Annotated in this window: 26 protein-coding genes and 1 tRNA gene; 16 read left to right on the top strand and 11 right to left on the bottom strand. The window is 65.6% G+C overall.

Translation table 11 applies throughout. From position 1 onward, the window contains the following. The first annotated feature begins 5 nt into the window (after nucleotides 1–5). Both X566_RS05485 and X566_RS05480 read left to right on the top strand, forming a co-directional pair. On the top strand, nucleotides 6–245 hold the full coding sequence (locus X566_RS05485) for a DUF2171 domain-containing protein (RefSeq protein ID WP_034464202.1): 240 nt from the start codon (nucleotides 6–8) through the stop codon (nucleotides 243–245). Nucleotides 246–664: 419 nt separating this feature from the next. Further along, nucleotides 665–952: a hypothetical protein gene (locus X566_RS05480; RefSeq protein ID WP_034464199.1), complete on the top strand. Its 288-nt coding sequence runs from the start codon at nucleotides 665–667 to the stop codon at nucleotides 950–952. 20 nt (nucleotides 953–972) lie between these two features. Here the strand turns inward: X566_RS05480 and X566_RS05475 are convergent, their stop codons facing one another. From X566_RS05475 to X566_RS05465, 3 genes are all read right to left on the bottom strand, one after another. After that, nucleotides 973–1944, bottom strand: a complete 972-nt coding sequence (locus X566_RS05475; protein ID WP_034464197.1) for a tripartite tricarboxylate transporter substrate binding protein — start codon at nucleotides 1942–1944, stop codon at nucleotides 973–975. A gap of 147 nt (nucleotides 1945–2091) precedes the next feature. Continuing rightward, nucleotides 2092–2415, bottom strand: a complete 324-nt coding sequence (locus tag X566_RS05470; protein ID WP_034464195.1) for a hypothetical protein — start codon at nucleotides 2413–2415, stop codon at nucleotides 2092–2094. 238 nt (nucleotides 2416–2653) lie between these two features. Continuing rightward, nucleotides 2654–3640: a tripartite tricarboxylate transporter substrate binding protein BugE gene (locus X566_RS05465; RefSeq protein WP_034464192.1), complete on the bottom strand. Its 987-nt coding sequence runs from the start codon at nucleotides 3638–3640 to the stop codon at nucleotides 2654–2656. Between the two features lie 272 nt (nucleotides 3641–3912). Here X566_RS05465 and X566_RS05460 point away from each other — a divergent pair, with 272 nt between their 5' ends. Together X566_RS05460 and X566_RS05455 are read left to right on the top strand one after the other, a co-directional pair. Next, nucleotides 3913–5010, top strand: a complete 1098-nt coding sequence (locus X566_RS05460; RefSeq protein WP_034464190.1) for a helix-turn-helix transcriptional regulator — start codon at nucleotides 3913–3915, stop codon at nucleotides 5008–5010. A 112-nt stretch (nucleotides 5011–5122) separates the two neighbouring features. After that, nucleotides 5123–5329, top strand: coding sequence for a hypothetical protein (locus tag X566_RS05455; RefSeq protein WP_034464188.1), 207 nt, complete (start codon nucleotides 5123–5125; stop codon nucleotides 5327–5329). Between the two features lie 82 nt (nucleotides 5330–5411). On the opposite strand, the gene X566_RS05450 is transcribed toward X566_RS05455, so the two are convergent. The 3 genes from X566_RS05450 to X566_RS05445 all read right to left on the bottom strand — a co-directional run bounded on the left by X566_RS05450 (nucleotide 5412) and on the right by X566_RS05445 (nucleotide 6278). Beyond that, nucleotides 5412–5486 (bottom strand) — tRNA-Thr (locus tag X566_RS05450). Next, nucleotides 5477–5701 (bottom strand): hypothetical protein, encoded by a 225-nt coding sequence (locus X566_RS24610; protein WP_152539800.1) that lies wholly within the window; start codon nucleotides 5699–5701, stop codon nucleotides 5477–5479. Before X566_RS24610 ends, X566_RS05450 begins: the two co-directional genes overlap by 10 nt. An 88-nt stretch (nucleotides 5702–5789) precedes the next feature. Further along, the gene (locus X566_RS05445) at nucleotides 5790–6278 is read right to left on the bottom strand and encodes a nuclear transport factor 2 family protein (protein ID WP_034464186.1); all 489 of its coding nucleotides are present in this window, start codon (nucleotides 6276–6278) and stop codon (nucleotides 5790–5792) included. A gap of 69 nt (nucleotides 6279–6347) precedes the next feature. Here X566_RS05445 and X566_RS23850 point away from each other — a divergent pair, with 69 nt between their 5' ends. The 7 genes from X566_RS23850 (at nucleotide 6348) to murA (ending at nucleotide 10894) form a co-directional block, all read left to right on the top strand. After that, the gene (locus X566_RS23850; protein ID WP_160170450.1) at nucleotides 6348–7076 is read left to right on the top strand and encodes a GNAT family N-acetyltransferase; all 729 of its coding nucleotides are present in this window, start codon (nucleotides 6348–6350) and stop codon (nucleotides 7074–7076) included. A 121-nt stretch (nucleotides 7077–7197) separates the two neighbouring features. After that, on the top strand, nucleotides 7198–7524 hold the full coding sequence (locus tag X566_RS05435) for a helix-turn-helix transcriptional regulator (protein ID WP_034464184.1): 327 nt from the start codon (nucleotides 7198–7200) through the stop codon (nucleotides 7522–7524). Continuing rightward, nucleotides 7521–7952 carry an SRPBCC domain-containing protein gene (locus tag X566_RS05430; RefSeq protein ID WP_034464182.1) on the top strand — a complete coding sequence of 144 codons (432 nt, stop codon included), beginning with the start codon at nucleotides 7521–7523 and terminating at the stop codon, nucleotides 7950–7952. Before X566_RS05435 ends, X566_RS05430 begins: the two co-directional genes overlap by 4 nt. A gap of 59 nt (nucleotides 7953–8011) precedes the next feature. Next, a complete protein-coding gene (locus X566_RS05425) occupies nucleotides 8012–8233 on the top strand; it encodes a hypothetical protein (RefSeq protein ID WP_034464179.1) in 222 nt (73 codons plus the stop codon). A 9-nt stretch (nucleotides 8234–8242) separates the two neighbouring features. Then, nucleotides 8243–8728 carry a DUF1801 domain-containing protein gene (locus X566_RS05420; protein ID WP_034464176.1) on the top strand — a complete coding sequence of 162 codons (486 nt, stop codon included), beginning with the start codon at nucleotides 8243–8245 and terminating at the stop codon, nucleotides 8726–8728. Between the two features lie 26 nt (nucleotides 8729–8754). After that, complete coding sequence (locus X566_RS05415) at nucleotides 8755–9216, top strand: DUF1801 domain-containing protein (RefSeq protein ID WP_034464173.1); 462 nt, start codon at nucleotides 8755–8757, stop codon at nucleotides 9214–9216. Nucleotides 9217–9604: 388 nt separating this feature from the next. Beyond that, nucleotides 9605–10894, top strand: a complete 1290-nt coding sequence (murA, locus tag X566_RS05410; RefSeq protein ID WP_034464170.1) for a UDP-N-acetylglucosamine 1-carboxyvinyltransferase — start codon at nucleotides 9605–9607, stop codon at nucleotides 10892–10894. Nucleotides 10895–11126: 232 nt separating this feature from the next. Here murA and X566_RS05405 read toward each other — a convergent pair whose 3' ends face one another. After that, nucleotides 11127–12086, bottom strand: coding sequence for a hypothetical protein (locus tag X566_RS05405; RefSeq protein WP_034464167.1), 960 nt, complete (start codon nucleotides 12084–12086; stop codon nucleotides 11127–11129). 95 nt (nucleotides 12087–12181) lie between these two features. On the opposite strand from X566_RS05405, the gene hisD reads away from it, so the two are divergent. The 3 genes from hisD to X566_RS05390 all read left to right on the top strand — a co-directional run bounded on the left by hisD (nucleotide 12182) and on the right by X566_RS05390 (nucleotide 14706). Next, nucleotides 12182–13477 carry a histidinol dehydrogenase gene (gene hisD / locus X566_RS05400; RefSeq protein WP_034464165.1) on the top strand — a complete coding sequence of 432 codons (1296 nt, stop codon included), beginning with the start codon at nucleotides 12182–12184 and terminating at the stop codon, nucleotides 13475–13477. Next, on the top strand, nucleotides 13474–13968 hold the full coding sequence (locus X566_RS05395; protein ID WP_034464163.1) for a UPF0262 family protein: 495 nt from the start codon (nucleotides 13474–13476) through the stop codon (nucleotides 13966–13968). Before hisD ends, X566_RS05395 begins: the two co-directional genes overlap by 4 nt. 279 nt (nucleotides 13969–14247) lie before the next feature. After that, the gene (locus X566_RS05390; RefSeq protein ID WP_034467969.1) at nucleotides 14248–14706 is read left to right on the top strand and encodes an ArsC family transcriptional regulator; all 459 of its coding nucleotides are present in this window, start codon (nucleotides 14248–14250) and stop codon (nucleotides 14704–14706) included. 77 nt (nucleotides 14707–14783) lie between these two features. Here the strand turns inward: X566_RS05390 and X566_RS05385 are convergent, their stop codons facing one another. After that, on the bottom strand, nucleotides 14784–14990 hold the full coding sequence (locus tag X566_RS05385) for a hypothetical protein (RefSeq protein WP_034464162.1): 207 nt from the start codon (nucleotides 14988–14990) through the stop codon (nucleotides 14784–14786). A 3-nt stretch (nucleotides 14991–14993) separates the two neighbouring features. Further along, nucleotides 14994–15203: a hypothetical protein gene (locus tag X566_RS05380; RefSeq protein ID WP_034464160.1), complete on the bottom strand. Its 210-nt coding sequence runs from the start codon at nucleotides 15201–15203 to the stop codon at nucleotides 14994–14996. A 343-nt stretch (nucleotides 15204–15546) separates the two neighbouring features. Between X566_RS05380 and X566_RS05375 the strand changes: the two genes are divergently transcribed. Next, nucleotides 15547–15756 (top strand): cold-shock protein, encoded by a 210-nt coding sequence (locus X566_RS05375; RefSeq protein ID WP_034464150.1) that lies wholly within the window; start codon nucleotides 15547–15549, stop codon nucleotides 15754–15756. 103 nt (nucleotides 15757–15859) lie between these two features. Here the strand turns inward: X566_RS05375 and X566_RS05370 are convergent, their stop codons facing one another. Then, on the bottom strand, nucleotides 15860–16054 hold the full coding sequence (locus X566_RS05370) for a hypothetical protein (RefSeq protein WP_244434683.1): 195 nt from the start codon (nucleotides 16052–16054) through the stop codon (nucleotides 15860–15862). 384 nt (nucleotides 16055–16438) lie between these two features. On the opposite strand from X566_RS05370, the gene X566_RS05365 reads away from it, so the two are divergent. Then, nucleotides 16439–16792 (top strand): hypothetical protein, encoded by a 354-nt coding sequence (locus X566_RS05365; RefSeq protein ID WP_034467965.1) that lies wholly within the window; start codon nucleotides 16439–16441, stop codon nucleotides 16790–16792. A 178-nt stretch (nucleotides 16793–16970) separates the two neighbouring features. Here X566_RS05365 and X566_RS05360 read toward each other — a convergent pair whose 3' ends face one another. Next, a complete protein-coding gene (locus X566_RS05360; protein ID WP_034464149.1) occupies nucleotides 16971–17252 on the bottom strand; it encodes a GIY-YIG nuclease family protein in 282 nt (93 codons plus the stop codon). Nucleotides 17253–17691 lie beyond the last annotated feature (439 nt).

Below are 17691 nucleotides of genomic sequence, written 5' to 3'. Positions count from 1 at the left end.
AAGTCATGGCGCAAGCGGTGCAACCCTCCCAGATCAAGGAACATATGGACGTCATCGCCTCCGACGGCATGAAGATCGGCACCGTCGATCACATGGAAGGTCAGGACCAGATCAAGCTGACCAAGCATGATGCGGCCGATGGCAAGCATCACTTCATTCCGCTGAACTGGGTCGATCACGTCGATCAGAAGGTGCATCTCAACAAGGCCGCCAACGACGCGAAGGCGCAGTGGAAGGCGGCATGAGTCTCGCTGCGGCATCGCATGATCGTGTCTGAGAGCGCATGGCGCGCCTGATGCAGGCGGCAGCGCGTGGTGCGAAACAGGTGCGGGCATCCGTGCTTGGTCGCCACGGCGCGCGCCGCCTTCATCGTTTGCTCTTGGTCTCCTGGCCATCCCCTTCTGGCCATCATCGTTTTGCCATCGCGGGCGGCTTTGCTAAAGCATGATCCGGAAACATGTGAAGCGATTTTCCGAAACGATCATGCTTAGACAATGAACTAAAGCGCGAGGACGATTCGTCCAAATCTCGTTGCGCTTTAGAGCGTTTTCTAAGCAAAGCGGTCCGCGTCGCCTGTGGAGCGTCCGGTTCTCGCTCCATCGAGGCCGACATGTTTTGCCGGATCGGCTGCGCGGCGGCGAAAGAGGTGCGCGAAGAGGTGTGAATGGCCGGAATCGATTTGTTGCGGGCGTTGCTGAGCAACCGCGTGTTCGCGGCGGCGCCCGGATGGAACGACGACCAGTGGGGCTTTGCGGAATTCGCCTGTTCGCCCGCCGAATGCGCTGAGCTGTTTCAGCAGGGCCTGATCGCCGCCGTGCCGGTGACAATTTCCGACGAGGTGCTGGCGGCGCATGGCCGGGATCGCGAGCGCTGCGGCCCGATCACCCACGAGTGGCGGCTGACGGAAGCCGGCCGTGCGCGCGCCCTGCAAGCGGTGCGGCGAGACGCGTAGGCGTACGCGGCGCTCGCCGGTCATTCCGGCTGGATGCCGGCGCGCTCGATGATCGCTTTCGTCTTCACCCGCTCGTCCTCGAAGAACGCGGCGAGCTTCTCCTTCGCCAGGCCCGGCATCATGTTGGAGCCGCGATCGGCGAAGTACTTGATCATCTCCGGATCGGCGAACGTCTTGGCGAAGGCGTCGGCAAGCTTGTCGACGATCGGCTGCGGCGTGCCCGCGGGCAGCACGATGGTCGACCATGCGGTGAACACGGCGCCGGGGTAGCCTTGCTCGGCCAGCGTCTTCACCTCGGGCATGCCGGCAAGGCGCTTGTCGGAGGAGACGCCGAGCGCGCGCAGCTTGCCTGCCTCGATGTGCGGCGCCATCACGCTCTGATAGTCGAGCATCATGTCGATGGTGCCGGCGAGCAGGTCGGTGAGGGCGGGCGCGCTGCCCTTGTAGGGGATCTGCGTGAGCTTGATGCCCGCTTCCTTCTGGATCAATTCGCCGAGCAGATGCTGCGCCGATCCCTGGCCGACGGTGAAGTAGTTGATCTTCTCCGGATTCTTCTTCGCGTAGGCGACCATCTCGTCGAATGTCTTGTAGGGCGCGTCGGCGCGCACCACCACCAGCATCGGCGAACTCGACATGCCGTGCACGGGAATGAAAGCGGTCTTCGGGTCGAAGGTCAGCTTCTTGTAGAGGAACGGATAGGTGACGACGGCACCGTTCGAGGCATAGAGGAAGGTGTAGCCGTCGGGCTTCGCGTTGGCGACGTATTCGGCGCCGACGATGCCGCCTGCGCCGGGCTTGTTCTCGATCACCACCGGCTGGCCGAGCCTTTCGCCCAGCACCTTGGCGACCGTGCGGGCGCCGGAATCGGTGATGCCGCCCGGCGAGAACGGCACGACCCAGGTGATCGGGCGATTGGGATAGTCGTCGGCCAGCGCTGCGCCGGCCGTGATGATGGCGGCGATCGCCGCAAAGGCTGTGGTCAGCAGTTTCATCGGGGTCCTCCGGTCCGCCTGCGCGGCTCTTGTTGTCGTTCATGCTGGCGCGCGCCTGCGCGCACGTCAGTCATGCCCGCCCGCGCTGCGGCGGGAAAGTTCCGAGAGCGTTGCTTGGATGGTCGCCTTGCGAGCTGCCTGCGTGTCTCAGCAGTAGCCGTAGAAGCCGCAGGCGTAGGGCAGGCGGGTATAGGCGTCGGTGGTGGAGGAGTAATACGGCCGGTAGAAGTAGGCGTTTGGCTTGCCATAGTAGCCGTTGACCAGCGGCCGCACGTCGATCTCCGGCGCGAACACGCCGGGCACGTATTCGGTCTCGATCTCGGCGTGGCGGCGCACCATATGCGGCGCGGGTTCGGCGAAGATCGCGCCAAGGCGAGTGTGGGCGGGCATGTCCGCCGCCGAGGCGGTCGCAAGGCCTGCGACGGTCAGCACCGCCAGCGTCAGCACCGCCAGCGTCAATACCGCTGGCATCAATACAGGCATCAATGCTGTCAGCCTCAACGCGATCGGCCGCGACTTCCATGAAGATGCGAATCGCTGCATCGCCTGCTCCCTGATTCGGCAAGTCTCGTCCGGCGAGGCTAGCGGGTTTGGTTTACGAAATCTGAAAGCGGTGCGCGCGTCCCGGCGACCTCTGTGCGGCGCCGGATATGAGAGCGGGCGCGACCGTCCGGCCGCGCCCGCTCTTGTATGGCCGCCCAGGCGGGGACTATTCGGGCTTCAGATTCCGCTCGACCACGACCTTGCGATAGGTCTCGTACTCGGTCTTGATCTGCTCGGCGAACTCCGCCGGCGTGTTGCCGACGACGATCGAGCCGGTCTCCTCGAGCCGCTTGCGGATATCCGGATCGTCCAGCGTCTTCTTCGCCGCGTCATGCACCTTCTGCACGATCGCAGCCGGCAGGCCCTTCGGGCCGACGATACCGTAGAAGGCGACACGGTTGACGACCGGCACGCCGACTTCGGCGAAGGTCGGCACGTTCGGCAGTGTCGCGACGCGCTGCGGCGCGGCCACCGCGATCGGGATCAGCTTGTTGTCCTGGATGAACGGTAGCGACGACGGCAGGTTGTCGATGATGATGCCGACGTGGCCGGCGATCGCGTCGTTCAGCGCCGGGCCTGAGCCGCGATAGGGCACATGCAGGATCTTGGTGTCGGTCGCCGACATGAACAACTCGCCCAGCAGATGCAGGATCGAACCGACGCCCGAGCTTGCGAAGCTGTACTTGCCGGGGTTCGCCTTGATCTCGGCGAGGAAGCCCGCATAGTCCTTCGCGGGGAACGATGGATGCACCGACAGCACGTTTGGCGTCGCCGCGAGGTTGATGATCGGGGTGAAGTCGTTGATCGGGTCGTACGGCGTTTGCGGCTGGATCGCGGGCGCGGTGGCGATGGTCGAGACCGCGGCGATGCCGAGCGAGTAGCCGTCCGGCGTTGCGCGCGCGGTTTCCGCGGCGCCGACCAGACCGCCGCCGCCGCCCTTGTTCTCGATCACCACCGGCTGGCCGATGAACTGCGGCAGCTTCGATGAGACGATGCGCGCGACGATGTCGGTGGTGCCGCCGGCCGCGAACGGCACGACAACCTTGATGAACTTGTTCGGATAGTCCTGGGCGAAGGCCGGCGCGGCGAAGCCGCCTGCTGCCGCCGCGGCGACGCTGGCGAGGAAGCCGCGGCGATCAAACTCGAAACGCATGGGTCAAAGGTCCCTGTTGTTCGGAAGGTGGCGTGTTTCTTGGTTTTGATTGCGGCGCAACCTAATGGCTTTCGCCGGGGGTGGCCAGCGGCGCGCCGTCGCGGGAACCGGCGGGAAACCGGCCCGAGAATGTCGGCCAATTCGGCAGCGCAAGAGGCCGGCGAGCCCGGTCGCCGGGCGGGCTGGCATCCGCATCTCCAGGGCGCGATGGAACCTGTTCTTTGGCCGTTGGTACGCTAAACTCCCTCGGGGATCGGAAAGGGGATGGCGTCTTGACCGGTGGATTTGAGGAAATCATCGGCCGCATTTACGAGGCCGCGGTGATACCGGAGGTCTGGCCCTCGGCGCTGCACGAGATCGGCGAGATCAGCGGCGCGCGTGGCGCGATCCTGCTGACCGCCAATCCCGCCGGCCAGCGCTGGATTTCGTCGCCGGATGTGTATGAGGACATGGCCGCCTACGAGCAGGGCGAGTGGCACCTGAAGAACAAGCGCTTGCAGCACTTCCTGGCCAGGCAGCACGCCGGCTTCCTGCGCGACGTGGATATATTCCCCTCGTGCGAGGCGGTGCAGGAGGACCCGCAGATCAAGGAGTTCTTCCGCCCGCGCGGCCTCGGCTGGGGCGTCGGTACGACGATTCCGGTGCCGAGCGGCGATTTTCTCGTCGTCAGCATCGAGCGTGATTATGTGCGCGGCCCGATTGAGAACGAGGTCGTGCCGCGGCTGGATGCGTTGCGCCCGCACCTGGCGCGTGCGGCCTTGATGTCCGCGCGTCTGCACATGGAGCGCGCCAAGGCGGCGGTGGAGACGATCGGGGCGATCGGGTTGCCCGCGGCCGTGGTCCGGCGCGGTGGCGCGTTGCTGACGGCCAACGCGCAGATGCAGGCGCTGGTGCCGCATGTGCTGCAGGACGGGCGTGATCGCGCCCGGCTGGTCTCGAAACCTGCGGATGCCTTGCTGGCCCGGGCGTTCGCGGCAATCGAGGGCGATGCCTTGACGAGCGAGGTGACGTCGATTCCCGTCGCCGCCACCGAGCAGCAGCCGCCGATGATCGTTCATCTCGTCCCGGTGCGCGGGCTTGCCAACGATATCTTCTCGCAGGGGCGCGTTGTCATGGTCGTGACGCCGGTGATTCCTGCGCAGGTGCCGGGTGCGGAGGTGCTGCAGGGGCTGTTCGATCTGTCGCCCGCCGAGGCGCGGGTCGCGCGCGGGATTGGCGGGGGATCGACGGTGGAGGAGATCGCCGGTGCGCACGGCATCTCGCGCGAGACGGTGCGCACGCAATTGAAATCGGTGCTGTCGAAGACAGGACTCGGCCGCCAGGTTGAACTGGCGCAGCTGCTCGCGGGCAAATCGCTGCCGCAGGTGTAGCCGGCATCCGCATTCGTAACGTCATGATGCGGCGGCAGGGTGATGTTGGTCACGGTCCGAACCGCCGGCCCTGAGCGACATTCACCCCGAGACGCAGGCGATGATACGGACCATGACACAGAGCTACACGGTGATCTTGTTCGAACTGCGGGCGAACCGGCGTGAGGTGTTCGCGCCGGCCTTCGGGCGCTTCCAGTCGGTCCGTGAAGCCAGGACGATGGCTACGCTGCGGCTGGCGCTCGGCTGCCCGCGGGCCTATCCGGTCGGCTGGACGATCGTCGATGCCGACGGCCGCGCCATCGAGAGCTGGGTGCCGTGAGGCACGCCATGACGAAGCCTGGGGACCGACCGTGCGCGATTGATCATCGTGGAAGAGGCAATTCAGCCGACCGATGCGAGGCTGGTGCTGCTGGACAGGATTGAACTGTCGACCTCTTCATTACCAATGAAGTGCTCTACCACTGAGCTACAGCAGCGAAACCGCAAAATCTAAAAACCGATCGCGGGAATCAACGGCGGCTGGGTGCGCCGGACGCGGGCGATCCTTGCCATAAGGGGGCTGGAGACGCAAGCGCGGATCGCAGCCGTCGTGCGACGCCCGTCTTGCCGCGAACAGCTTGAAAGATCGGTTGAATTTCCCTTTTTCGGCTCTGGCTCCGCCGTTTTCTCTTTCCATGATGCTCAAAGCCATGGATGCGCGGCACAGGCCGGGCGTGACACCAGAGGTGAGAGCCCGTTTCCTTTGGCGTCCTCCCTGGCGTCCTTTTCCGTCGGCCGCCTCAGGAGGCGGCGACCGCGAGCCGCGCCAGATGCACCTTCGCCTCGGCGGTCGCGTTCTGCCGGGCGGCGAGCTTGAGCAGCACCTTCTTGATCCGCTCGGCGGAAAAATCCTGCTGCGCCAGCGCCATGCCGCGGTCGAACACCTCTGAGTAGCGCGCGATCAGGCCGTCGCGGAACTGGAAATGCCCGGTCCCCTCGAACACCACCGGCTTTCCCTCGGAGCCTGGCATGCGTGAGGTATAGCTGAAGCGGTAGCGGGCGTAGCCCTGGCGGGCATCGGCGAGGGCGCTGAAGAAGTCCCAGCGATAGTTCGTTCCGGTGTCGTGGAAGTGCTGCAGCATGGTGGCGATGGCGCCGCGGCCGGCAAATTCGCCGAAGAAGCCGTCGTCGTAGATGCCGTCGGCGGTGAACAGCGCGGTGAGGGCGCGGCCGTCATTGGCGGCGACGGCGGCGGCGAAGCGCTCAAGGATTTTCTCGAAAGCGGTCATGGTGATGGTCCTGGCTGGCTCTCGTACCCGGCGGCCAGATATCCTATCTAACGCCGCATGACGCCGATCATGGAACAGACCGACACGTCCGGCAATCCGGCCACCTTCATCATCCGCCCGGCGCGGCTGGAGGAGGCGGCGGCGATTTGTGCCGTGCTGCGCCGGTCCATCACCGAACTGTGCGTCGCCGACCACCAGAACAATCCGGACTGGCTCGATGAGTGGCTGGCCAACAAGCAGCCGGAGATCGTGGCGGGCTGGATCGCCGATCCGGAGAACTGCCTGCTGGTGGCGGTGGCGGGGGAGCGCGTGCTCGCCGCCGGCTGCATCAAGCGCTCCGGTGCCATCATGCTGAACTATGTCTCGCCGGATGCGCGCTTCCGCGGCGTCAGCCGGGCGATGCTGCGGGCGTTGGAGGCGGTGGCGCGGCGCAACGGCTGCCGGGAGGTGACGCTGACCTCCACGCTGACCGCCCATGATTTCTATCTCGCGGCGGGCTACACCGACCGCGACGATGCGCTGGCGCGCGGCGACTCGCCGCTGATGGGCAAGGTGCTTGAGCCGGACGACACGAACCGCCCCGCCGCTGGCGCTGCGCCGGCCCGCACGTCAGCTGCAAACGCGGCTCCCAAGCCCCCGGCACAATCCGATCGTCGCCAGCGGCTGGGTCAGGCGCTGCGGGAAAACCTGAAGCGGCGCAAGCAGCAGATTCGGGGCCGCGCCAGCCAAGGGGCAAGCCAGGAAGCCCGCGATGCTGCGGCGGAAGCCGCCGGGGTGGCGGTGCCGGAGCGCGACTGAGGCGGATGGACGGATCCCGTGGTCCGACAGCTTGACGAACCGATAACTCCAGGGTTATACGTCAATCAATAACCCGCTAGTTATTGATGTGGGTGGATGAAACCGAAGCAGAGCACCCTTTATGACGACGGAGGCCCACGATCGGCTGTTCAGGACGCTCGCCGATCCGACTCGGCGGGCGATCTTCGAGCGGCTGTGCCGCGGGGGCGAGCAGACCGTCGGTGCGCTGACGGCGCAGGCCGGGGTCTCGCAGCCAGCGGTGTCGAAGCATCTCGGCGTGCTGAAGCAGGCCGGCCTGGTGCGCGACCGTCATGAGGGCCGCCAGACCCATTACAGCGCACATCTTGGCGCCCTGGCGCCGCTGATCGATTGGACGACCCGGATGGCCGGTTTCTGGGAGAGCCGGTTCGACGATCTCGAGGATCTGCTGAAGAGGATGGATCAATGATCGAAGCTTCGACCGAAACCCGCGCCGTCGTGGTCGAGCGTGAGTTTGCTCATCCGCCGGAGAAGCTTTGGCGGGCGCTGACGCAGCCGCATCTGATCGAGGCGTGGCTGATGCAGAACGACTTCAAGCCGGCGGTCGGCCACCGCTTCAACCTGCGCGGCGAGTGGGGCGGCGTGCTCGATTGCGAGGTGCTGGCCATCGAGCCGCACAAGACGCTGGCCTACACATGGAATTTCACCCACGCCGACGCGGCTTACGATTTGCAGAGCGTGGTCACCTTCACGCTGACGCCGACGCGGACCGGCACGCATCTGCGCATGGAGCAGTCGGGCTTCCGGCCAACGCAGAAGCAGGCGTTCGGCGGCGCGAAGGCCGGTTGGCAGCAGTTCCTCGTCAAGCTCGACGCGTTGCTGGCGCGAACGGAATGAGCGCTGGCGCGTTGCGTGTCGGCAAGCGGTGAGAACGAGAAACGAGCAAGGAGGCTCGGTTGACCTGGACCCCATGGATTCGGCAAGTGCATCGCTGGTTGTCGATCGCCTTCACCCTGGCGGTGATCGCCAACGTCGTCGCGATGGCGCGGGGCGAGCCTCCCTTCTGGGTCGGTCTGCTGGCGCTGGCGCCGCTGGTGCTGCTGCTGCTCACGGGGCTCTACATGTTCGTGCTGCCGTATGCCGCCGCGTGGCGCGGCGCGCGGCATCGGGGCGGTTAGGGGCGCGCGATGGCAGGCAAGACACCGAAGGTTTCCACCAAGGGAGCTGGCAAAGTTGCTGGAAAGAAGACCGAGGTGAAGCCTGCGTCTGCCGCGCCGGTGCTGCTCTCCGGCGGCAATCCGCAGATCGCCAAGGGTGACGGCGACGCGCCGGTGCAGGCCTATATCGCGGCGATGCCGGGCTGGAAGCGCGATCTCGGCCGCCGTCTTGATGCGGTGATCGTGCGTGCGCTCCCGACCGTGCGCAAGGCGGTGAAGTGGAATTCGCCGTTCTATGGCGTGGATGGTGAAGGCTGGTTCCTCTCCTTTCACTGCTTCGCCAAGTACGTCAAAGTGGCGTTCTTCCGCGGCGCGCAGCTCAGTCCCGTTCCGCCCGGCACGTCGAAGCAGAAGGACGTGCGCTATCTCGACATTTACGAAGACGACGTGTTCGACGAAGCGCAGTTCGCGGCCTGGGTGAAGCAGGCGAGCCGCCTGCCCGGCGAGCGGATGTGAGCGCGCGAAGACGAGACAGGACGGCCATGACGAAAGCTGCGACCACGAGGGCGAGCGGCGCGAAGGCAAGCGGCGCCAAGGCAAAGACAAAGGTTAGCGCTGCGAAGGCGACGGGCGGACAGTCCGCATCGGCGCTGATCGATGCGCGGATCGCGGCGCTTGCGGACTGGCGCGGCGAGACACTGGCGCGCGTCCGCGCCATCATCCGGCGGGCCGATCCGGACGTGGTCGAGGAATGGAAGTGGCGCGGCATCCCGGTCTGGTCGCATGCGGGGATCATTTGCACCGGCGAGACCTACAAGGGCGCGGTGAAGCTGACGTTCGCCAAAGGCGCGTCGCTGCCGGACCCGACAGGCTTGTTCAATGCCAGCCTCGAGGGTAACACCCGCCGCGCCATCGATATCCATGAGGGCGAGACGATTAATGAAAAGGCGCTGACTGCGCTCATTCGCGCCGCCGTGACGCTGAACACGGTCAAGAAGGTCTGAGCCGCGCCCGGCCAGGTGCCCGCTGCTGGCGGAGGCCATCCGCTGCGCGGCGGGCCGGCAGCCTGAGAGGCGTTAACCCTTTTTTCGCCGTATTGCCCGGGAACCCTCTCCTCGGGTCTGAGGCGTGATCTGCGGCTCGCGGGGAACCGGGGCGGATCGGGCCAAAGATCAAGGGCCGTGAAGGGCGTTCGTCCGCTCCCTCGGCGCTCGGTGCGTTTTTCATCAAGAAAACGCGTCAAAACACATGTCAGAGCGCCGGTTCCGATTCCATCGGCAGCAGAAGGGCTCTAAGGCTTTCGCAACGCCTGTCGTGTAGACAAGCAGGCTCGTCTGGACCTCCCGGTGCGGGACGTCCAGGTTTGCTCTGGCGCAGATTTTTGGGGGCATCATGGACCGTATTCGCATCTCCGGCGGCAACCAGCTGAACGGGACCATCGTGATCTCCGGTGCGAAGAACGCCGCATTGCCGCTGATGACGGCGGCGCTCCTGACCGACGAGACCCTGATCCTCGACAACGTGCCGCGGCTTGCGGATGTCGCGCAGTTGCAGCGGATCCTCGGCAACCACGGCGTCGATATCATGACCAGCGGCAAGCGCCCTGGCGACAGCGAGTATCAGGGCCAGACCCTGCACATCTCGGCCAAGACCATCATCGACACCAAGGCGCCGTACGAACTGGTCTCGAAAATGCGCGCGAGCTTCTGGGTGATCGCGCCGCTGATCGCCCGCATGGGCGAGGCAACCGTGTCGTTGCCGGGCGGCTGCGCCATCGGCACGCGTCCGGTGGACCTTCTGATCATGGCGCTGGAGAAGCTCGGCGCGTCGATCCAGATCGATGGCGGCTATGTCATCTGCAAGGCGCCGCAAGGCTTGAAGGGTGCCGTCGTCGAATTTCCCAAGGTCACTGTCAGCGGCACCCACGTCGCGATGATGGCGGCGACGCTCGCCAAGGGCACGACGATTATCGAGAACGCCGCGCGCGAGCCGGAGATCGTCGATGTCGCCGACTGCCTGAACAAGATGGGCGCGAAGATTTCCGGCGCGGGCACCTCGCGCATCGTCATCGAAGGCGTGGCGAAGCTGCACGGCGCGCGTCACACCGTGCTGCCGGACCGGATCGAGACCGGCACCTATGCGATGGCGGTGGCGATGACCGGCGGCGACGTGCTGCTGTCCGGCGCGCGGCCTGAGCTGTTGCAGTCGGCGCTCGATGTGCTGGTGCAGGCGGGCGTGACCGTCACGCCGAACAACGAAGGCATCCGCGTCGCCCGCAACGGCGCCGGTATCAGTCCGGTGACCGTGACCACGGCGCCGTTCCCCGGCTTCCCGACCGACCTGCAGGCACAGCTGATGGCGCTGATGACCCGCGCCAAGGGCAAGTCGCGCATCACCGAGACGATCTTCGAGAACCGCTTCATGCATGTGCAGGAGCTGGCCCGGTTCGGCGCGCGCATCGCCCTCGATGGCGAGACGGCGATGATCGAGGGCACCGACCGGCTGCGCGGCGCGCCGGTGATGGCGACCGACCTGCGCGCCTCGGTGTCGCTGGTGATCGCGGCGTTGGCTGCGGAAGGCGAGACCATGGTCAACCGCATCTATCACCTCGACCGCGGCTTCGAGCGGCTGGAGGAGAAGCTGTCCGCCTGCGGCGCCGACATCGAGCGCATCAGCGGTTAACGCATCGGCTCGAAAAGTGAGCACCGGTTTTCGGACAAGCCGATGCGCGAGGAAAACGCATCGGCCCGAAAAGTGGACACCGGTTTTCGGATAAGCCGATGCGCAAGGAAAACGCATCGGCCCGAAAAGTGGACACCGGTTTTCGGATAAGCCGATGCGCGAGGAAAACACATCGGCCCGAAAAGTGGACACCGGTTCTCGGATAAGCCGATGCGCGAAGAGAACCTATATCTTAGCGCCGCGCGCGGCCCATCGCCTGCGCCATCCGGGTGAAGAAGTCCTGCAGCACCGCGATCGATTGGATCTGCAGGGTGGCGGCGAATTTCACGCCGGCGGCGTCGTTGCGCGCGGCCGCGTCGCGCAGCCCGCTCTGGATTTCGGAGAGCAGCACGCGCAGGTTGCCGTCGCGAAGGGTGCGGCGGGTGCCGATCCACGCTTTCTCCGCGTCCTTGGCGGTGGCGCGCACCGCCGCCCAGTCGATCTCCGTGGCGGACACGAGCACCGCGAGCCGCAACGCGGTGTAATGCAGCAGCGCCACATCGGACGGCATGCGGCGCATCTGCGGATCGATCGACGTCACCACGGTCTTGAAGGCCTCGGCGGCGGCTAGCCCGGTCGCGGTCAGGTCTTCCTTGGCGAGCGCGGTATCCATCGCGTTGCCGGCGCTGTCGAGGGCCGTATTGGCCTTGTCGTCGAGCAGTGGCCGCAGCCGCGGCTGCATCCGATGCGCCTCGGTCACGCCCGCCTGCACCGGAGCGATCTGCCCGCGCAGCGCCATCTCGATCACATGCCGGTAGGTTGCCGCCGCTTCGGCGATGGTATCGGCTGCGCGCATTGCCTCGCGATCGGGCCGGCCGCGGCCGCGCTGTTGCTGCTGCGCCAGTTGCGCGGCGTCGTCGGGCGCGAGGGCTGCGGTCTGCGCCCGAGTGGGCGCCGGCATCGCCAGCACCAAGAGGGCTGGCACGAGGATGGCCAGCGTCAAGGCTGCCGCCGACAGCCGCTTCATCGGTTCCTCCCGCATCTCCGCCTTCTGGCGCAGAAGACCGCGCCGGGCGATACCCGGGAGCAGAACGATCATAGGTATGCGCCGGTTCCCGGTCTGCGCGCCGTGCGCGGCTGCTCGCTCGCGGCGCAGCGCCCGGTGCGGCAGACTTGGGTCCGGATGCGGTCCGCTCTGGCCCGGCTCCTGCATGCGTGGCCGATGCCGCATGTGACGTTGAGAGGGTTGACGCCGTTTCCCGCGCACGCCATTGAGCGGTGAGCCGAATTTCCCCGGACCTTGAACGCATGCCGATCCGTCTCGACAGCCGCGCAGCGGATTTCCCAAGCCGTTTCGAAGACTTCCTGGGCCTCAAGCGCGAGGTCTCCGAGGATGTCGATACGGCCGTGCGGGCGATTGTCGCCGACGTGATGGCGCGCGGCGATGCCGCGCTGTTCGCGGCGACCGAAAAGTTCGACCGGCTGGCGCTGACGGCGGACACCGTACGGGTGCCGGCCGCCGAGATCGCCGCTGCCGTCACCGGCTGCGACCGGGCGACGCTGGACGCGCTGACGCTGGCGCGCGACCGCATCCAGGATTTCCACCGCCGGCAGTTGCCGAAGGACGATCGCATCACCGACGCGCTCGGGGTCGAGCTCGGCCATCGTTGGACGCCGATCGAGGCGGTCGGGTTGTATGTGCCGGGCGGCACCGCCGCCTATCCGTCGTCGGTGCTGATGAACGCGGTGCCGGCCGGGGTCGCCGGCGTGCCGCGCGTCGTCATGGTGGTGCCTGCGCCAGACGGCAAGCTCAACCCGTTGGTGCTGGCGGCGGCCCATCTGGGCGGCGTGTCCGAGATTTACCGCGTTGGCGGTGCGCAAGCGATTGCCGCCCTTGCCTACGGCACCGCGAGCATCAAGCCGGTGGCGAAGATCGTCGGTCCGGGCAATGCCTATGTCGCTGCCGCCAAGCGAATCGTCTTTGGCAAGGTCGGCATCGACATGATCGCCGGCCCCTCCGAGGTGCTGATCATCGCCGACAAGACCGCGAACGCCGAATGGATTGCCGCCGACCTGCTGGCGCAGGCCGAGCACGATACCGCGGCGCAGGCAATCCTGATCACCGACAGCGACGAACTCGCCGAAAGCGTCGTGGGCGCGGTCGCCGGCCAGCTCGCGACGCTGCCGCGCAAGGAGATCGCGACCGCCGCCTGGGACGGCTTCGGCGCCATTATCCGCGTCGCCGGCATGGACGAGGCGGCGCAGCTTGCCGATCGCATCGCCGCCGAGCATCTGGAGATCATGACCGCCGCGCCGGAGGCGCTGGCGGCCAAGATCCGCAACGCGGGCGCGATCTTCCTCGGCGGCCACACGCCGGAGGCGATCGGTGACTATGTCGGCGGCACCAACCATGTGCTGCCGACCGCGCGCTCGGCCCGCTTCTCCTCGGGGCTCGGCGTGTTGGATTTCATGAAGCGTACTTCGATCCTGAAGTGCGGGGCGGATCAGCTGCGCGCGCTCGGCCCTGCGGCCATTGCGCTCGGCCAGGCGGAAGGACTTCAGGCGCATGCGCGCTCGGTGTCGCTGCGTCTCAACATGCAATGAGCAAGCCCCCGCATAAGCAGGACAGCACCAGCCGCATCGTCGCGGTGACGCTCGACGAGGAGTCGATCGGCCGCTCCGGGCCGGACATCGAACACGAGCGCGCGATCGCGATCTACGACCTGATCGAGCAGAACCTGTTCCAGCCCGAGGGCGATCACGTCGGACCCTTCACGCTGCGTATCGGCATCACCGGCAACCGGCTGATGTTCGACATCCGCCGCCAGGATGGCCAGCCTGTGATCGTGCATCTGATGTCGCTGACGCCGTTCCGCCGCATCGTGAAGGATTACTTCATGATCTGCGACAGCTACTACCAGGCGATCCGCACCGCGACGCCGGATCGCATCGAGGCGCTCGACATGGGCCGCCGCGGCATTCACGACGAAGGCTCGCGCACGCTGATGGAGCGCCTCGACGGCAAGGTCCGGATCGACTTCGAGACCGCGCGCCGCCTGTTCACCTTGATCTCGGTGCTGCACTGGAAGGGGTAAGCGCATGCCCCCGAAAAGTGGGTACCGGTTTTCGGATCAGGGCATGCGCCCAGAAACCATGCCCCCGAAAAGTGGGTACCGGTTTTCGGATCAGGGCATGCGCAGAAGCGTCACGGCATTGCCTTTCGCTTCTCGTCATTCCGGGGCGCGAAGCGAGCCCGGAATCCATACCCCCTGTCTTCATGAAAGCAGGGAGTATGGATTCCGGACAGCCGCTGGCGCGGCTTCCGGAATGACGGCGATGGTCGGCGTATGCGCAAGCACGACAAGATAGACGACATGCCGTCGCGCGCGAAACATCCGCAAGCGGTGCTGTTCGCCTGTGGCCTGAACAGCGTGCGCTCGCCGATGGCGTCGGCGTTGATGCGCTCGATGTTTCCGGCGATCTACGCCGCCTCCGCCGGCGTGCGAAAGGGCGAGCTCGATCCCTTCGCCGTCGCGGTGATGGAGGAGATCGGCCGCGACATCGCCCGGCATCGGCCGATGACGTTCGAGGAGCTGGAGGACTGGGAGGGGATGAATTTCGACCTGATCGTCACGCTGTCGCCGGAGGCGCATCACAAGGCGCTGGAGCTGACGCGCACGCTCGCGGCCGACGTCGAATACTGGCCGACGCCCGATCCGGTCGGCCTCGACGGCTCGCGCGAGCAGCAGATGGAGGCCTACCGCGCCGTGCGCGATGGATTGATGGAGCGCATCCGCCATCGCTTCGGGGGCGGCGCCCGCGGCGGGGCGTAGTGCGCCGCGCTCCTATAACGCGCTTCCGACAAGACCGATAATCGTCGGCCGGCAGGGCGATACGCTGACGCCGGTGGTTACAGCGTATGCTGGGCCTGGCCGCATTCCTTGCAGGTGAATTTCACCCGCGTCTCGCCGCGCTCCGCGGCGACCCGGTTCGGCGCGCCGCACTTGCCGCACTTGGTCTCGATCCGGGTTTTGCCCTGCTTGATGGCGACGGTCTTCTTCTCGAGCGCCTCGCGGATCAGGCGTTCGGTCTCTTCGCGCATCGCTTGCTTGGACATCGGTTACACCAGCCGGCTGAGTTGGTCTTCCGTTACGATCCGCTCGATGTTTCCGGTCTTGCTCTTGATCCGATAGCGCAGCCGGCCGTCGGCTTCGATCGGCATGCACCGGACGATGGTATAGACCTCGGGCTCGCTGCCGCCGCCGGTGCGGCCTTGCGGTCCGCGGCTCTGGTGGTGGACTTCGTCGTCGATGGAATAGGTATGGGACATGAGCGTGCTTGTAGCCGGGAAGGGCGGGCGGAGCAATCGATGGAACGTGGATTCACCCACCCTGCCTGACCCGGCTGGCAGGATTGTGGTCGGAAGACGATACCAGGATGACAGCAGCCGCATTGCGGCGGACCGCCGCCGTTGTTCCGGCATTCGGCCGAGGCCCGCCCAAATGCCTTGCGTTTTCCGGCCCGGCGCGATACGGCCTTGGTATTCGATTTGTTAGCTCTGCCTTGTTGATTGCGCCTGAAGGCCCGTTCCCGAGACATCGCTGAGATTGAATGGGAACCTGCGCGGAAGTCGTGCAGGGGTGAAGACGCATCGCGTCAGGAGAGTGAGCAAAATGGCGACAGGTATCGTCAAGTGGTTCAATGCCACCAAGGGTTTCGGTTTCATTCAGCCGGTGGACGGCGGGGCCGACGTGTTCGTGCATATCAGCGCGGTTGAGCGCGCGGGCCTGAACGGGCTCGGCGAAGGACAGAAGGTGTCCTACGATCTGAAGACCGACAAAATGCGCGGAAAAACGAGCGCCGAGAATCTCGCCCTGGCCTGATCGGCGCGGGCGCATCTCAGCGATCGACTGACATCGTTGTCGATACACAAAACCCCGCCGGGCCCGGCGGGGTTTTTCGCATGCGCTTCTTGATGCTTCGGCTTTAGCCTTTGGCGGCGCGCTTTGCGGGTTTGGCCGGCGGTGGATTGTCCAGCCGTGCGGCGCGGTCGGCCGCTTCCTTCGCCAGTCGCAACGCCCGCAGACGAATGGTGTTCTGGGCAACGAAGGCTTCGCGGGCGGCGCGCTCCGCCATGGCGCTCTTGCCCTCAGCCGCCGCGCGCAGGCGCTTCTCCGTCACACTTTCTTTTGACGAACGTCCGGCGGGTGCCTTGTTCAAAGAGTTCAAAGAGGTCTCCTGCAACGATGTCTCGTTCAAAGGTGTCTTGCTCAAAATGAGTCCCTCCGCATCGCGCGTGGGTGCGCACCCTCGATATAGGAACGATTTCAGATATTTGTAGGGTTGACGGGCACATCCCCGCCGGGCCGCGGCGGTATCGTTGTCGGGAGCTTGTCCGACAAGTTCCTGCCTTGCGTTCCGGCTGTGCAGCCCTGCAGCGCTGCGGGCGCGGGAACTGGCACGAGACCTGCTTATTACATTCCGGTTGGGATGTTCGCCGCGTTGCTGCGCTGACGGATTCCTCGGCGGCGTGCAGGTCAACGCGTGCGGGGAAAGGTCAAACCGATGATGCTCAGATCCTTGACGCTGGTTTCGGTCTCGTTGCTGTGCGTGGGTATGGCGCTGGCGCGTGATGATGGCCGCTATGCCGGCACCAATCCCGAGCTGAAGAAGTGGTTCGACAGTCTGGCGAGCGGCCGCGGGCCGTGCTGCTCCGATGCCGACGGCTTTGCCGTCTCGGACGTCGATTGGGAGAGCAAGGATGGGCATTATCGGGTTCGTCTCGACGGGCAGTGGCTCGACATTCCCGACGACGCGGTGATCACGGCGCCGAACCGGGTCGGTCGCACCATGGTCTGGCCGATCAAGTATCCGGACGTGATCGTGATCCGCTGCTTCATGCCCGGCGCGATGATCTGATCAAGTGCAAGGATTCAGGTGCAAAGCATCAGGCGCAAGGATTCAGGTGCAAGGCTTCCACAATCTCCGCCGTCATTCCGGGGCGCGAGCAAAGCTCGCGAGCCCGGAATCCATAGCCCCGGTCTTGATGAGACCACAGACGCGCATGCCCTTCACGCGCATCGCCTTCAGGCGCACCTCAGCTTGCGATCCCTGGGTAAAGATCGTCCCAGTTCGGGTTGCTCTCCTCGATGAGCCGGACCTTCCAATCGCGCCGCCATTTCTTGAGCTCTTTCTCTCTTGCGATGGCAGTCGGCGCATCATCGTAGATTTCAAACCAGACAAGTTTGCTGACGCCATAGCGTTTGCTGAAACCGTCCGCATAGCCCGCCTTGTGCTCATATCCCCGCCGGACGAGATCGCTCGTCACGCCGAGATACAGCGTGCCGTGTTTTTTGCTCGCCAGGAGATAGACGTACATCGCAGGCACAGGGATATCGCAGACACAGGGGATATGGATTCCGGGCTCGCGCTACGCGCGCCCCGGAATGACGACTGAGCGTGCCGCTCTTTCTTACCACGACTTTGTTGGCCGGCACCAACCGGCGTCAACCTGTCGGCGCCGTTTCGCGTGAGCGGCCCGGATTGTTTGAGATGCGCGCGTGACGTCGCTGCACCTCCACAACCTCACCGTCATTCCGGGGCGCAGCACTCCGACCCCGCCGCCGTCATTCCGGGCTCGCTACGCGCGCCCCGGAATGACGGCTGAGCGTGTCGCTCTTTCTTACCACGACTTTGTTGGCCGGCACCAACCGGCGTCAACCTGTCGGCGCCGTTTCGCGTGAGCGGTCCGGATTGTTTGAGATGCGCGCGTGACGTCGCTGCACCTCCACAACCTCACCGTCATTCCGGGCAGCATT

It is taken from the genome of Afipia sp. P52-10 (genome assembly GCF_000516555.1).
Lineage (GTDB): Bacteria > Pseudomonadota > Alphaproteobacteria > Rhizobiales > Xanthobacteraceae > P52-10.
Note: the sequence above shows the minus strand (reverse complement) of the source record. Positions and strands in the feature narration are given on the sequence as shown.